At 69.2% G+C, this 14,256-nt stretch carries 13 protein-coding genes; 8 read left to right on the top strand and 5 right to left on the bottom strand.

Annotated elements, in window-relative coordinates; genetic code table 11:
• Positions 1–25 precede the first annotated feature (25 nt).
• Complete coding sequence (locus tag AB0I49_RS09505; RefSeq protein ID WP_363226257.1) at positions 26–943, top strand: AraC family transcriptional regulator; 918 nt, start codon at positions 26–28, stop codon at positions 941–943.
• Positions 944–1,338: 395 nt separating this feature from the next.
• Positions 1,339–2,052: a tectonin domain-containing protein gene (locus AB0I49_RS09500; protein ID WP_363226255.1), complete on the top strand. Its 714-nt coding sequence runs from the start codon at positions 1,339–1,341 to the stop codon at positions 2,050–2,052.
• A gap of 2,989 nt (positions 2,053–5,041) precedes the next feature.
• Here AB0I49_RS09500 and AB0I49_RS09495 read toward each other — a convergent pair.
• From AB0I49_RS09495 to AB0I49_RS09485, 3 genes are all read right to left on the bottom strand, one after another.
• On the bottom strand, positions 5,042–5,254 hold the full coding sequence (locus AB0I49_RS09495) for a DUF397 domain-containing protein (RefSeq protein WP_363226254.1): 213 nt from the start codon (positions 5,252–5,254) through the stop codon (positions 5,042–5,044).
• 71 nt (positions 5,255–5,325) lie between these two features.
• The gene (locus tag AB0I49_RS09490; RefSeq protein ID WP_363226253.1) at positions 5,326–5,535 is read right to left on the bottom strand and encodes a DUF397 domain-containing protein; all 210 of its coding nucleotides are present in this window, start codon (positions 5,533–5,535) and stop codon (positions 5,326–5,328) included.
• A gap of 19 nt (positions 5,536–5,554) precedes the next feature.
• Positions 5,555–6,418 (bottom strand): helix-turn-helix transcriptional regulator, encoded by an 864-nt coding sequence (locus tag AB0I49_RS09485; RefSeq protein ID WP_363226252.1) that lies wholly within the window; start codon positions 6,416–6,418, stop codon positions 5,555–5,557.
• 427 nt (positions 6,419–6,845) lie between these two features.
• On the opposite strand from AB0I49_RS09485, the gene AB0I49_RS09480 reads away from it, so the two are divergent.
• Both AB0I49_RS09480 and AB0I49_RS09475 read left to right on the top strand, forming a co-directional pair.
• Positions 6,846–7,331, top strand: coding sequence for an ATP-binding protein (locus tag AB0I49_RS09480; protein WP_363226251.1), 486 nt, complete (start codon positions 6,846–6,848; stop codon positions 7,329–7,331).
• A gap of 530 nt (positions 7,332–7,861) precedes the next feature.
• Positions 7,862–8,428, top strand: coding sequence for a GNAT family N-acetyltransferase (locus AB0I49_RS09475; RefSeq protein ID WP_363226405.1), 567 nt, complete (start codon positions 7,862–7,864; stop codon positions 8,426–8,428).
• A gap of 131 nt (positions 8,429–8,559) precedes the next feature.
• On the opposite strand, the gene map is transcribed toward AB0I49_RS09475, so the two are convergent.
• Entirely contained in the window at positions 8,560–9,333 is a 774-nt protein-coding gene (map, locus tag AB0I49_RS09470) for a type I methionyl aminopeptidase (protein ID WP_363226249.1), read from the bottom strand.
• Positions 9,334–9,537: 204 nt separating this feature from the next.
• On the opposite strand from map, the gene AB0I49_RS09465 reads away from it, so the two are divergent.
• The 4 genes from AB0I49_RS09465 (at position 9,538) to AB0I49_RS09450 (ending at position 13,626) form a co-directional block, all read left to right on the top strand.
• A complete protein-coding gene (locus tag AB0I49_RS09465) occupies positions 9,538–10,488 on the top strand; it encodes a helix-turn-helix domain-containing GNAT family N-acetyltransferase (protein ID WP_363226248.1) in 951 nt (316 codons plus the stop codon).
• A 31-nt stretch (positions 10,489–10,519) separates the two neighbouring features.
• Positions 10,520–10,843, top strand: coding sequence for a hypothetical protein (locus AB0I49_RS09460; protein ID WP_363226247.1), 324 nt, complete (start codon positions 10,520–10,522; stop codon positions 10,841–10,843).
• Between the two features lie 345 nt (positions 10,844–11,188).
• Positions 11,189–11,560 (top strand): hypothetical protein, encoded by a 372-nt coding sequence (locus AB0I49_RS09455; RefSeq protein WP_363226246.1) that lies wholly within the window; start codon positions 11,189–11,191, stop codon positions 11,558–11,560.
• 416 nt (positions 11,561–11,976) lie between these two features.
• Positions 11,977–13,626: a DNA repair helicase XPB gene (locus tag AB0I49_RS09450; protein WP_363226245.1), complete on the top strand. Its 1,650-nt coding sequence runs from the start codon at positions 11,977–11,979 to the stop codon at positions 13,624–13,626.
• A gap of 58 nt (positions 13,627–13,684) precedes the next feature.
• Here AB0I49_RS09450 and AB0I49_RS09445 read toward each other — a convergent pair whose 3' ends face one another.
• Positions 13,685–13,879 carry a hypothetical protein gene (locus AB0I49_RS09445; RefSeq protein ID WP_363226244.1) on the bottom strand — a complete coding sequence of 65 codons (195 nt, stop codon included), beginning with the start codon at positions 13,877–13,879 and terminating at the stop codon, positions 13,685–13,687.
• Positions 13,880–14,256 lie beyond the last annotated feature (377 nt).

Genomic DNA, 14,256 nt, shown 5'->3' with positions numbered 1-14,256 from the left:
TCGACTCGTCGATGAGAATGGAACGATGGACGTACTCGCGGAGGCCCTGCGCGTAACGGGTGCGCGAGGGGCGCTCGGGGTCGTACTGAAGGCCGGCGGAACGTGGGGCCTGTGGCTGGAGTCCTCCCCGGGAGCGGCACTGCACGTGGTGTCCCGCGGCACGATGTGGCTCCACGTCCCGGGCGGGAAACCCCTGGAGGTGCGGGCAGGAGACGCCGTCCTGCTGCCGCCGGGCACTGCCCACGGGATAGCCGGCGGGCCCGGTACGACGATGAACCCCTGCGACCGGAAGGCGACGGACCAGGCCCTCACGGACGGCAGCGCCCTGCGCCTGGGCACGGAGTCGGCGCAGACGGAAGTGCTCATCCTGCGCTACGAGCAGGACCCGGAGGTGAGTACGCCGGTACTCACCTCCCTGGTCCGGCCGATGCACGTCACGAGCCGGGAGAACGCGCAGCTCAGAAAGACCGTCGAGCTGCTCACGGCAGAGCTCGCACAGCCGCAGATCGGCACCACCGCCGCCGTCAACAGCATCGTCGACCTCCTGCTCATCCAGTTCGTACGCGTCTGGCTGGCCCGCCACCCGGAACAGCACTCCGGCTCCTGGCTGGGCGCGATGCGCGATCCGGTCGTGCGCGACGCCCTGGAACGCGTACACGCCCGCCCGGAACACCCCTGGACCACCGAGTCCCTGGCCGCCGCGACGGCGGTCTCCCGGACCACGCTGTCCAGACACTTCCGGTCCGCCCTCGGACAGACGCCGGGCGCGTACGTGACGCAGTGGCGCATGGACCTGGCGTCCATCCGCCTCCGCGACACCGACGAGCCGGTCGAATCGATCTCCGGCGCAGTCGGCTACGCCTCGCCCCACGCCTTCAGCCGCGCCTTCCGAAGAGCCCGAGGCATCCCCCCGGGCGAGTACCGTTCCCGACTCCGCCAGTGACCGCTGATCGCGGGCAGGCGCTCACCGGCGATGCTTGGATCTGGGCCCCGCTGCCCGGCTGAAGTAGCGGTACCGTCCTCGGTGTCGTGCAACACAGCCATGGGAAGCAGCGAAGCAGCACAGCCGCTATCGCTTCGGCTGTCCGTGCTTGCCCTTCTCCCGCCTCCGGGGGAGGCACGGATCGGCTCTCGTGTCGATCCTCTCCGGGTAGGACGTCATTTCGAGCCGAAATACTCCTGGCCGGGCCGCTCCTGCCCGGCCCCCGCCCAGGCGGTACGGATGAAACACGGATGCGCTGTCTCGTTTGGCATTAGAACGAATATTCGCCCATTCCGTCCGTCCCGCTCCGGGCCCAGGATGGCAGCCCAAGTCGGTTCGACGAAGGGCGGTTCGGCATGGCGGACTGGGTGAAGGTTGCGGGCGGTCTGAGCGCGATCTCGGCGGGATCCCGGACGACGGTGTGGGGCGTGAACGCGGGGAGCGCCATCTACCGGCACACCAACTACGACGCCACCCCCTGGCAGAACATCCCCGGAGGGCTGAGTGACATCGGGGCGGGCTCCGACGGCACCGTGTGGGGCGTCAACAGCGGCAACCAGATCTTCCGCTACACCGGGGACCAGGACAGCGCGAACCCGTGGAAAGGCATCTCCGGCAGCCTGGTCCGCATCGACGCGGGATCCCGGACGAACGTGTGGGGGGTGGACTCCGCCGGCGCCATCTACCGGTACACCAACTACGACACCAGCCCCTGGACCAAGATCCCGGGGGGCCTGAGCGACATCGGGGCCGCGGCTGACGGCACCGTGTGGGGCGTCAACGGCGGCAACCAGGTCTACCGCTACACCGGGGACCAGGACAGCGCGAACCCGTGGGTGGGCGTCTCCGGCAGCCTCAAGCGCATCGCGGTGGGCTCCCGGACCAACGTCTGGGGCGTCGACCCCGCCGGCAGCATCTACCGCTACACCAACAACGACGCCAGCGGCGGCAACCCGTGGATCAAGATCCCCGGCACCGCCACCGACATCGCCGCCGGCGCCGACGGCACCGCCTGGCACCTCAACACCGCCGGCGAGATCTACCGCTACACCGGCGACCAGCCCAGCTGACCCCCGTCCCGTCGTCCCCGCGAGCTCGGCCGCAACGACCGGGGCCCGCAGCGGGCCGCATGACAAGCCTGCCCCCGAGCGGGGCATGCCGCACTGACCACCGCAGGCGCCTCACCTGAAACGGGGCCGCATGTGCGCCCTTCATCCCAGGGGATGAAGGGCGCACCCATGAGGTGAGGGAGGCGGTGCTGCGGAAGCTGTCGTCCGTGAGTTCTGGCGGGTCAGCGGTACGGGCGCGAGGCGGACGGTCCAGGGGCGCAGCCTGATCCGCCGTGTCCGGACGGCGGGGTGGCGGGGGGGGCGGCGGGGGTTTGGGTTCGCGCCAGTCGGCCACCGGTTTTGTCAGAGGGCGGGTCATCAGGGCCATGGCGGTCCAGACGAGATGGGCCTCGGCGTGCCGGGGTCACGGACGGCCGCCGCGTGGAGCGGTATTGGGGGTGGGTCGGGTGCGGGTTTCGTCTCGGACCCTGCGGGTCCAAGGCGCTGGCAGCGGCGGGGGAGGGGGCGGGGCGGGGCCGGTTTGCTGGGCGCGGGTGGGTTCGGGGCTGGGGTTAGGGAGGCTCGCTGCGCTTTGCGGCTAGCTGCTGCCGCGAGGTGGTTGCGGTGGGGCCGTCGAGCGCGGGGGCGGGGGTGGCACGGGTCTGTGATTCAAGGGATCAGCGGCGGTGGGGCGGGGGTTGGTTGGCTACCTGGCGGCCGGTGTGGGGTTGGGGCACCTGCGCGGCTGCCGCGTGGGGCGGCATTGGGGGTGGGTCGACTGCGGGCATCGTCTCGGACCCTTCGGGTCCAGAGCGCCAGCAGCGGCAGGGAAGGGGGGGCGGCCTGGGCGGGTTTCACTGCCTGCGAGTGGGTTCGCAGTTGAGGTTAGGGAGGCTCGCTACGCATAGCGCTGGCCGCTGCCGCGAAGCGGTCGCGGTGGGGTCATCGAGCGCGGGGGCGGGAGTGGCGCGGGCCTGTAATCCAAGGGACCAGCGACGGTGGGGCGGAGGTTGGTTGGCTACCTGACGGCCGGTGTGGAGTTCGGGCACCTGCGTGCTGCCGCATGGGGCGGCATTGCGCCCGGTCGACTGCGGGCATCGTCTCGGACCCTGCGGGTCCAGAACGCCGGCAGCGGCAGGGAAGGGGGCGGGCCGGGCTCGGTTCACTACCTGTCAGGTGGGTTCGCGGCTGAGGTTAGAGAGGCTCGCTACGCATAGCGCTGGCCGCTGCCGCGAAGTGGCTGTGGTGGGGGTTTCGGGTGCGGATGCGGGATGGCTCGGGCCTGTGATCACAAGCAGAGGCAGTGGGGTGCGGCACCCTGCGGTGCGCGTGGGGCGGGGCTAGGGGCCCGGGGGCACTTTCCACCCTCCGGACGGGGCCTTGAGGTGGGGAAACCCTCACCGGACGGTCCGCGTGCCCGATATGCCCAGCCTGCGAAGTTGATGGGACAACAGGGTGGGGTTACCGTCCACTTCCGCGTCCGGTAAGGCACTTTTGTCGGGCGGTAACTCCACCCTACCCACGAGTACCCCTGCGGAGCACAGCGCAGCCCCTCGCAGCCCCGACCTCAGGCCAGGCGACGGACAACGAACGGACCCCAGCCCCCCTCCCCGCCGCTCATGGATCACAGCACCGCAACCACGAAACCCCCGCACCTCACCAACTCAACACAACCACCTCGCGGCAGCGGCCAGCCGCAAGCGCAGCGAGCCTCCCTAACCCCAGCCCCGAACACGGCGGCAGGCAGCGAACCGCGACCGGCCACCCCCCTCCCCTGCCGCTGCCAGCGCTCTGGACCCGCAGGGTCCGAGACGAAACCTGCGCCCGCCCACGCCGAATGCCGCCCCACGCGGCAGCACCCCACCGCCAGCCGAAGAACCCACCCCACCCCCGGACTTGGACCTCTTCTGCGGGCGGAAAACCTCTCCGCCGCGCGCCGCCGAGCCCCACCCCGCCCACACCCGAAGCCCTCACCATGGCTACTTCGCGCCAGCGGCGGCAGGAAGGGGTGGCCGGGGCGAGAGAAGGCTCGCCCCGCCCTGTCGCTGGCCGCCGACAGGCTGTTACTCACAGGTAGGGTGGAGTTGCCGCCCGACAAAAGCGCCATACCGGACCCGGAACCGGGCGGTAAGCGCACTCTGTTGAATGGCGGGCCTGGCGTATCGGGCATACGGGACGCGCTGGCTGTCAGAGCGGAGTTCCCCCGGCCTCGGACCGCTCTTCTACGGGCGGGAACCCTCCCCGGCCAGTGCCCCCAAGCGCAGCGCCGCCACCCGCCACCGCCCGCCGTTGGATCACAGGCCCGAGCCCCACCCCGCCCGCACCCGAAGCCCCCACCACAACCACTTCGCGGCAGCGGCCAGCGCTATGCGCAGCGAGCCTCCCTAACCCCAACTGCGAACCCACCCGCAGGCAGTGAACCGACCCCGGCCGCCCCCCTTCCCTGCCGCTGCCGGCGCTCTGGACCCGAAGGGTCCGAGACGAGAGCCGCAGTCGACCAAGCGCAATGCCGCCCCACGCGGCAGCCGCGCAGGTGCCCGAACTCCACACCGGCCGCCAGGTAGCCAACCAACCTCCGCCCCACCGCCGCTGGTCCCCTGGATCACAGGCCCGAGCCACCCCGCCCCCGCGCTCGACGACACCACCGCGACCGCTTCGCGGCAGCGGCCAGCGCTATGCGCAGCGAGCCTCTCTAACCTCAGGTGCGAACCCGCCCGCAGGCAGTGAACCGAGCCCGCCCCGCCCCCTCCCCTGCCGCTGCTGGCGTTCTGGACCCGCAGGGTCCGAGACGAAACCCGCACCCGACCCACCCCCAATACCGCCCCACGCGACAGCCACGCCCGCCACCTGCCCAGAGGCGCCGCCCAACTTGCTCATGACCATGGGCCGTGGGCGCCTCCCCAGCCCCGTGGCTCAGCGACAGCGGCTGAAGGCCCACATGCGAACGGCACGGACGAAGTCCGGAGATCCGCGCGGGTAACGGCGACGGCTTCGCCGCATTGCAGGACCGCTACATGCCACCCAACTCACCACGCTTCACAGCACCAACGAATTCCACCCACGCCACCGGCAGGAAGATGAACGCGCCCAGGGCGCGAGCCTCGCTGTCCCCCACGGCGACCAGCCCACCATCAATGGCCTGAGTTTCGACGCACGTTCCCCCTTGGTCCGCACTGTAGGAGGACTTCTTCCATCGGCTCTCTGGCAGGTCATTCCGGATCACAGAATGGCTCCTTTCCACTCACCGAAGATGGACTACCGGGCACCCTGGCCTTAACCATGCCCTCAATCCCGCTATACGGTGCCGAACTCACCACGCTTCACAGCACCGACGAATTCCGCCCATGCCGCCGGCAGGAAGACGAACGCACCCAAGGCACGAGCCTTGCTGTCGCCCACGGCTATCAGCCCGTCGGCGGTGGACTGCATCTCGATGCAATCGGCCTGCTGCGCCCCGCAGTAGGCCGACTTGGTCCAGTTCCGCTCGGGCAGGTTGTGCCGCATCACGAGAGAACCTCTCTTCCTACGGGTCAAGCTCTTGGGCGATCGATGAGATCAACTTCGTGGACTGCGCGGGCGATAGCGCCGCCGACCTCAGCACCTCGATCGCCCTGTGGTACTTCGAAATCGTGGCATCCTCTTGCAAGAAGAACGTGCCGTCCAGATGCTCGACATAGACGATATCGAGGTCCATGGGGTCGGGGTACGTGAAGAGCGTGAAGGCGCCCCCGACACTGACATAGGGGCCTCGGAACGGGATGACCTGAATGGCGATCCCAAAGCGCTCGTGCATGTGCACGAGGTAACGGAGCTGGTCGGCCATCACTCTAGGGGTATCGACCACCTGGCGTACTACACCTTCGGTCACGTAGCACACGTATTGGGGCGGTTCTTTCCGCTGGAAAACCTGCTGCCGCTCGAAGCGCAGGGAGACGTAGAAGTCGATGTCCTCCGCCGACAGCGGTTCACCCGAGCCCGTAATGACCGCGGCGGCGTACTCCTTGGTCTGGAGAAGGCCGGGGATGACCAGCGGCTGAAAGGCCGCGATCCTCACGGTGTCGGATTCCAGCATCAGCAGTTCCTTGAACCCCGGCCCCAGAACGTCACCGTGCTGCCGCCACCAACTGCGCTGCCGGCCCTGGGTCGACAGAGCAATCAGCCGCTCCCGCAGTTTGCCTTGCTCCGGGACTCCGTAGAGGTCCAACAGGGTCTCCAGCTCAAGCCGTGAGCCGCGATAGCTCCCCGTCTCGATTCTGCTGATCTTGGAACCGTCGCCGTGAAGCCTTCGCGCCGCCGTCTCCACGGAGACCTGCGCGGCCTCCCGGAGCGTCCTCAGTTCCGCCCCCAGCCTGCGGCGACGTGCGGTCCGTAGCGTCTGTTGACCCACGGCGGTCTCCCCCTTGATGGCCTGTGAATTCCCGCCGCACAGTACGGCACCACCGAGCATCCTCCCCGATCACCGATGGCGAATCACCCCTAAGGGTGGAGTTCAGAGATTTGCTAGCCAACAACTTGCAGAACAACAGAACTTGGACCCATCGTATGAGGCGTCGCACCAGAACAACCGGCCAACGGCTCGTTCCCAGGTGCAGCGCATCACCGTCGACTCCCCAGCACATCTCATGAGTTGGCGACGAACGGAGAGCACCCGGCACGGCGCACGCCTAGAGAAACCGGGCCTCCTGCCCCGCAAACGGTTTCACCCCCACCGGCAGCGTGAGCGAGCAGTGAGGCGGCAGCCAGCCATGGCGATGACGGTCACCGGCACATCGGCGGTACTCGCGAAGAATCAGCGAGCCATAAGGAGTTGGGCGATGGAGTACGACCCGTACCGCCTCCCGTTCATCAGGGAACTGGTGACGGCCCAAATGCACCTCTGGGGGCTGGCGGAGCGCGTCGAGGACGCACGTCTCGTCACGACGGAACTCGTGTGCAACGTCAAGCACACAGGCGACAAGCACTTTCGCCTGGGCATGCGGCGTCGCCCCGACGCGATCGTGATCGAGGTGCGGGACTTCTCTCCGGTGCTGGTGGTCTTCCCCGAGGCGGCCCCGGAGGCGAAGCCGGACGCGGCCCCGGACACGGGCCCGGGCGCGGCCCCGGACACGGGCCCGGGCGCGGCCCCGGACACGGGCCCGGGCGCGAGCTCAGAGGCGGAGCCGGACGTGGCCGGCTTGGATCTGCGGGAGCTGTCCGAGCATGGCCGGGGGCTGAACTGCGTACGGAGCTTCGCGGATGGCGTCGGCGTGCGGCCCGTACCGAACGGGAAGATCGTCTGGGCGAAGCTGAGGTACCGGTGACCGCCGGGCCCGAGGTCGAAGAAGACGTACCCGACGCGGCCACGCACTGCTACATGTGCCGCCGCCCCCTCCCCCGAGAAGCCAGAGCCCTGGAGGGGGCCGTCATCCTCGGCAAAGGGTGCGAAGTGCCGGTGTGCTGGTGTCAGAAGTGCGTGGACGTGCTGTTGAACTACCACCGGCCGCCGTCGCCCCGCCAAACCCGAGGCCGACGAGCACCATGACCCCCGAAGCCCTCTGGGCGCAAGCGACTTGGGCGAAAGGCAGACCCTGCCACCGGTGCGGCGACACCGGAAGCGAAGTCGCCGACACCGGCGAGGACATAGGCCCCTGGGGCGGCGACCAGCACCCCCTCCACGCCTGCCGAATCTGCTACTTCCTGCTCTGGCAAGCGCTCTGGTCCCACCCCCTCCTGTCCCTCCATGAGCCCCCCGCCCCTACAACCACCGGCCTGGCGGTCTTCCCGTCCGGCGCCGGGGCGGAGGGCCTCCGGGAATGCCCCGGTTAGGCTGCCAGGCATGGACACGACGGCCATGACTAGTGACGGAGCCAGGGGTGAGCCCGTCATCATCGACGCGGTGGAACTGACGTCCGATCCGGACCGGTGGGCCCGGTTCGTCGCGTCGGCCCACCGGATTCTGGCGGACCTGGTGGCCGGGGGCGCCGCGCTCGGCTGGGTTGCCCCTCCCTCGTTCGAGGAGGTGTCAGCGCTTCTCGACGATGTCGTCTCCGCGGTACGCGCCGGTGACGCGTCCCTGCGGGTCGCTTACGTCGGCCATCAGCCGGCCGGCCTGGGGTACTGGCTGCGCTACGCGCGGCCGACCCACCGTCCGCACGCCGATCTGGAGAAGCTCGCGGTCGACGCCGACGCCCACGGCCGTGGCATCGGCCGGGCGCTGACCGCCGGCCTGATCGCCGACGCCAGGCGGGCGGGGATCGAGGTCCTCACCCTGGACGCCCGTGGCGACAACGCCAACGCCCTGCGGCTCTACCGGACGCTGGGCTTCAGCGAGTACGGCCGCCTCCCCGCCTTCGTCGCCGTCGGGGAACGCCGCTTCGACAAGGTCTTCTACATGCTGGACCTCCGCTCGGAGCGGTGACCGTACCCCCTCGGATAAGGCCGCCCGACCGCACCAGCCCCGGCAAGCAGACGGGGACGGCAATCATCGAAGACGCCGGCATCCGGCATAGAAAGAACGAGCCCCTTACGGCCGCGCCTACCGCCTCCCACCTACCGCCCGGCCAAGGTGAGGATTTCGGCCCCGTCGTCGGTGATGGCGACGGTGTGCTCGCTGTGTGCGGTCCGGCAGCCCGTCGCGCTGCGCAGCGTCCAGCCGTCGGCATCGGTGACGAGCTTGGCGGTGTCGGCCATGATCCAGGGCTCCAGGGCCAGCAGCAGTCCGGGGCGGAGTGTGTAGCCGCGGCCGGGCCGTCCGGTGTTCGCGACGTGCGGGTCCTGGTGCATGGTCGAGCCGATGCCGTGGCCGCCGAACTCGGTGTTGATCTGGTAGCCCGCATCACTGAGGACCGTGCCGATGGCGTGGGAGAGGTCGCCGATGCGCGCCCCCGGCGCGGCGGCGGCGATCCCCGCGGCGAGCGCGCGTTCGGTGGTCTCGATCATGGCGACGCTCTCCACGGGCCTGGCCTCGCCCACGAGGAAGCTGATGGCGGCGTCCGCGGCCACCCCGCGCAGGGAGACGGCCAGGTCGAGGGTGAGCAGGTCGCCGTCGGCCAGCGTGTAGTTGTGGGGCCGCCCGTGGAGTACCGCGTCGTTGACAGCCGTGCAGATGTAGTGGCCGAACGGGCCGCGCCCGAAGGAGGGCGCGTAGTCGACGTAGCAGGACTGCGCCCCCGCCTCCGTGATCATCTCCTTGGCCCACTGGTCGATGTCCAGGAGGTTCACACCGACCGCGCTGCGGCCCTTCAGGGTCTGCAGGATGTGCCCGACCAGCGCGCCGGTCTCCCGCGCCCGGTCGAGCTGGGGGCGGCTGAGGATCTCAATCATGGGGGCCTCTCACGTGTTTCCAATAACTATACCGGGCTAACTATACCGGTATTAAAATGGGCTCACGGCACGACAGCCCACCCAGCAGCCGCCCCGCAGCCACCCAACAGCCGCCCCGCGCTCGACGGCCGCCCACCCCCTGACAGGCCGAGACAGGCCGAGACGCCGTTTACTCCCCACCCACTCTCTGACTAAGGTCAGAGAATGACCACGGAGCAGGCAGCCCAAGCCCAGCTAGCCCAGCCGGCCCAGGTGGAACAGGTGCGGCGCTTCAACCGGGCAGTGGCCGAGCGGGTAGGGGTCCTGCACGACCGCTACCTGGGCGGTACGCGGCCCTACGGGCAGGCTCGGCTGCTCTGGGAGATCGGCGAACGGCTCGGCGACGCCGGTACGCACGACGTCCGCAGCGTACGAGACCGGCTCGGCCTCGACTCCGGTTACGTGAGCCGGCTGCTGCGGGCGCTTGAGCGCGACGGCCTCGTAACCGTCGAGGCCCACCCGCGTGACCGGCGCGTACGCACCGTACGGCTCACCGAGGCCGGGCGCGAGGAGCGCGCGCAGCTCGACGACCGCAGCGACGCGCTCGCCGCATCGCTCCTCGACCCGCTCGACTCCCGGCAGCGGGACCGGCTGACCGCGGCCATGGCGGAGGTCGAGCGGCTGCTGACCGCCTCGGTGGTCTCCTTGGAAGTACTCGACCCCGGCCACCCTGACGCCGAGCAGTGCCTACGGTCCTACGCCGCCGAACTGCGGGAACTCTTCGACGGCGGCTTCGACCCCGGGAACAGCCTGCTGCCCGATCCAGGCGAACTGCGCGCGCCGCGCGGCCTGTTCCTCGTCGCCCGGCTACACGGGGAGCCGGTGGGCTGCGGCGGACTCAAGCTGCCGCCCGGTGCCCCCGCCGAGATCAAGCGGCTGTGGGTCCGCCCCAGCACCCGAGGGCTCGGCCTGGCCCGGCGCCTCCTGTCCGAGCTGGAGGAACGCGCCGTCCGACACGGCAGCGATCTGGTGCGGCTCGACACCAACAAGGCCCTGGAGGCGGCCACCCGCCTCTACCGCAGCAGCGGGTACACCGAGGTCCCCGCCTTCAACGACGAGCCCTACGCGCACCACTGGTTCGAGAAGCGGCTCATCTCCGAGACGCGGACGCGATAGCGCGGACACGATTGAAACGAAGGCGGCATCGATGCAGCTCATCCTCGTCATTTCCATTGCCATCGCGATAGGCGCCGTCGCCTATATCGTTCACCTTTTCATCCGCGACCATAAGATCGAAACGCGCGGACGGGACATTGTCGCCGTGGTCGAGGACGTTCGTCACGTGGCTACGAGCGACTCCGGCTCCATGACCGTGAAATACCGGCTTTCCTGGCACGAGGACGGCGCGACCCGATACGCGGAAGGCAGGGAAACCATCCTCGCGGCCCGCTTCCCAAGGCTACAGAAAGGCTGCCAGATCGATATCAAATACCTGGACGACGACCACATCGCGTTTGTCTTCGACAAATAACTACGCCAAATAACTGCAACAAGTGACTGCGACAAGTAACTACGACAACGACCGCGCGTCACCGGCGCCCCCTCACTCTCGCCATCCCGCCGCAGCGGCTCCCCCACTCCCCCCCCCACCGCTGGCCCCTACGCCGCCACTGGCCGACACCGCTCGACGAGTGGCGAGAATTCATCCGGCCCATATCCGCCAACATCGGAGAATTCAGGCATCACGGAATGACGGCAATCGGAATACCTCCTACCCGTTGCCCCGCGCGATGACGGTGCGCAATAGTTCGGGCCGGCAGTCAGGAAAGGGAGACTGCTCCGGTTTCGCCGAACAAACGAACAAAGGGGAGACGCCATGAGGCTGAAGAACGCAGTCCGGTCGACCGCGGGCCTGGCCGTCGCGTTGGGCACAGTACTGGCGCTGGGAGCATCCCCGGCCTATGCAGCGGACGTAAATCTGGTCCTCAATGGCCGTGGCACCGCACATTTCAAGGACGACGGCGACAAATTCACGGTCTGCGACACCAACGCGGACGGCCACGGTGTTCAGATGTCCCTGTACCGCGCCTCCGACAGAAAGCTCCTGTGGACGATCACCGACGGAGGTGACGGGGGCTGCGACAGCAAGACCTACAACGTCGTGGGGAGCACGAAGTACTACATGGACCTCTGTTGGAGCGTCCCCGGCGCCGCATGCGTGAAGTCTCGCGAATTCAGTGAGAGCTGATCGGCTCGTAGCCGTTCGACGGCGCTGAGCGATTCCCGCCCCCGGTAATTCCACCGGGGGCGGCCGGGGTCGACCGCGGGCCGGTCGCCGGGCCGACCGCCGAGCCGGAATCGTGGAATACCGAGCACCGATCACCGAGCACCACTGGAGTACCGAGGCACACCAGAGCCCCACCGGTCCCGACCGGTGGGGCTCACGGCCGTACCCCCACCATGGCCTCCTCCGGAGAAGCGGCCCCCGCCCTCTCCCGCGATGAGCGACCATAGAGGGTGGCGCGCACCCCCGGCGCGCCGGCCGGGACACCCTTCCGGCGTCGGACGCGGGGCATATCCCGTGCCGTGGCAGACGTTGTTTCTGCCGTGAGGCTTCTGCCGCGAGGCTTCTGCCGCGAGACGACCCTATGCATGGAGGAATGTGTGTCCTGCCTCATCGTCCAGAGCGACAAAACGCTGCTCCTGGAAGTGGATCATGAGCAGGCGGAAGCCTGCCGGCGGGCCATCGCGCCGTTCGCGGAGCTGGAGCGCGCCCCCGAGCACATCCATACGTACCGCGTCACGCCGCTCGGGCTCTGGAACGCGCGAGCGGCCGGGCACGACGCCGAGCAGGTCGTCGACGCGCTCGTGGAGTACTCCCGCTACCCCGTGCCGCACGCCCTCCTCGTGGACGTCGCCGAGACCATGGCGCGGTACGGGCGGCTGAAGCTGCTCAAGCACCCGGTGCACGGGCTGGTCCTGGAGTCCACCGACCGGCCCGTCCTGGAGGAGATCCTCCGCTCCAAGAAGGTCCAGCCGCTGGTCGGCGCGCGGGTCGATCCGGACACCGTCGTCGTGCACCCCTCCGAGCGCGGGCAGATCAAGCAGACGCTGCTGAAGCTCGGCTGGCCGGCCGAGGACCTGGCCGGTTACGTGGACGGCGAGGCGCACGCCATCGACCTCGACGAGAGCGGCTGGGCCCTGCGTCCGTACCAGAAGCAGGCCGTCGAGGGGTTCTGGCACGGCGGCTCCGGCGTCGTCGTGCTCCCCTGCGGCGCCGGGAAGACGCTGGTCGGCGCGGGCGCGATGGCGCAGGCCCAGGCGACCACGCTCATCCTCGTCACCAACACCGTCTCCGCCCGGCAGTGGAAGCACGAGCTGGTCAAGCGCACCTCGCTCACCGAGGACGAGATCGGCGAGTACAGCGGCACCCGCAAGGAGATCCGCCCGGTCACCATCGCCACGTACCAGGTGCTGACCACCAAGCGGAAGGGCGTCTACCCGCATCTGGAGCTCTTCGACTCCCGCGACTGGGGCCTGATCGTCTACGACGAGGTGCACCTGCTGCCCGCGCCGGTCTTCAAGTTCACCGCCGACCTCCAGGCCCGCCGCCGCCTCGGGCTCACCGCCACGCTCGTACGGGAGGACGGCCGCGAGTCGGACGTCTTCTCGCTCATCGGGCCGAAGCGGTTCGACGCGCCCTGGAAGGAGATCGAGGCGCAGGGCTACATCGCCCCCGCCGACTGCGTGGAGGTACGCGTCAATCTGACGGACTCCGAGCGGCTGGCGTACGCCACCGCCGAGACCGAGGAGAAGTACCGGTACTGCGCGACCACCGACACCAAGCGCCGCGTCACCGAGGCCCTGGTGCGGCGGCACCAGGGCCAGCAGACGCTCGTCATCGGCCAGTACATCGACCAGCTCGACGAACTGGGCGAGCACCTTGGCGCGCCCGTCATCAAGGGCGAGACGACGAACGCGCAGCGGGAGAAGCTCTTCGGAGCCTTCCGGGAAGGCGAGATCAGCGTGCTGGTCGTCTCGAAGGTCGCGAACTTCTCCATCGACCTGCCCGAGGCGACGGTCGCCATCCAGGTCTCCGGAACGTTCGGGTCCCGGCAGGAGGAGGCGCAGCGGCTCGGCCGCGTACTGCGCCCGAAGGCGGACGGGCACGAGGCCCGCTTCTACTCCGTCGTGGCCCGCGACACCGTCGACCAGGACTTCGCCGCCCACCGCCAGCGGTTCCTGGCGGAGCAGGGCTACGCGTACCGGATCGTGGACGCGGACGAGCTGATGTCGTCGGAGGACGGCGTCTGAGACGCCGGCAGGAGGTGAGGGGGCGGGCGCCCCTGGTCATCCTGCTACTTCCTACTTCCTACTTCCGACTTCCGACTTCCGACTTCTCGTCCGCGTAGTCCCCGAGGAGGACGACGCTGATCGCCGCCCCCGCGAAAACCTTGATCGCACGGAGCGTGCCGCCCAGCCCGTGGCGCTGCTGAACTGCGGCGGAGTCGACGTTGGCACCTCGGCGGGCGCCCTGGCCTGTGTGGGTGAAGGTTGCGGTGCTCATGTGTTCCATCATGGTTTTCGCGGGGCCGCACCACATCGGCCTGCCGGTGTAACCACGGCCGCGCGTCCGTACGACCACAGGCCCATGCGCCCCCCTACGGGAGAGGGACGGCGCCCCTGAGGCCGGCGGACCCATCACGGACCGGGGCCCGGCCAGGTCTTCAAAAATCATTCGCGCCCCGCATCCGTGCTGACTACAATCGCCGACTTCCCGCCTCCCGCGCCACCGCACCACCGGGAGCGCCTCCGTCCGGACGGAAACCGGCCGGTATCCCGCTCGCTACCCACTCACAGACGGAGGCAGCACCGTGCTCTCGCACGCCCAGGAACAGGGCCAGGACCCCGCCGAAGGCCAGGAACAGGGCCGGAAAAGCGGCC

The sequence above is a fragment of the Streptomyces sp. NPDC050617 genome (assembly GCF_040654795.1).
GTDB lineage: Bacteria > Actinomycetota > Actinomycetes > Streptomycetales > Streptomycetaceae > Streptomyces.
This window is presented reverse-complemented; position numbering and strand designations above follow the sequence as displayed.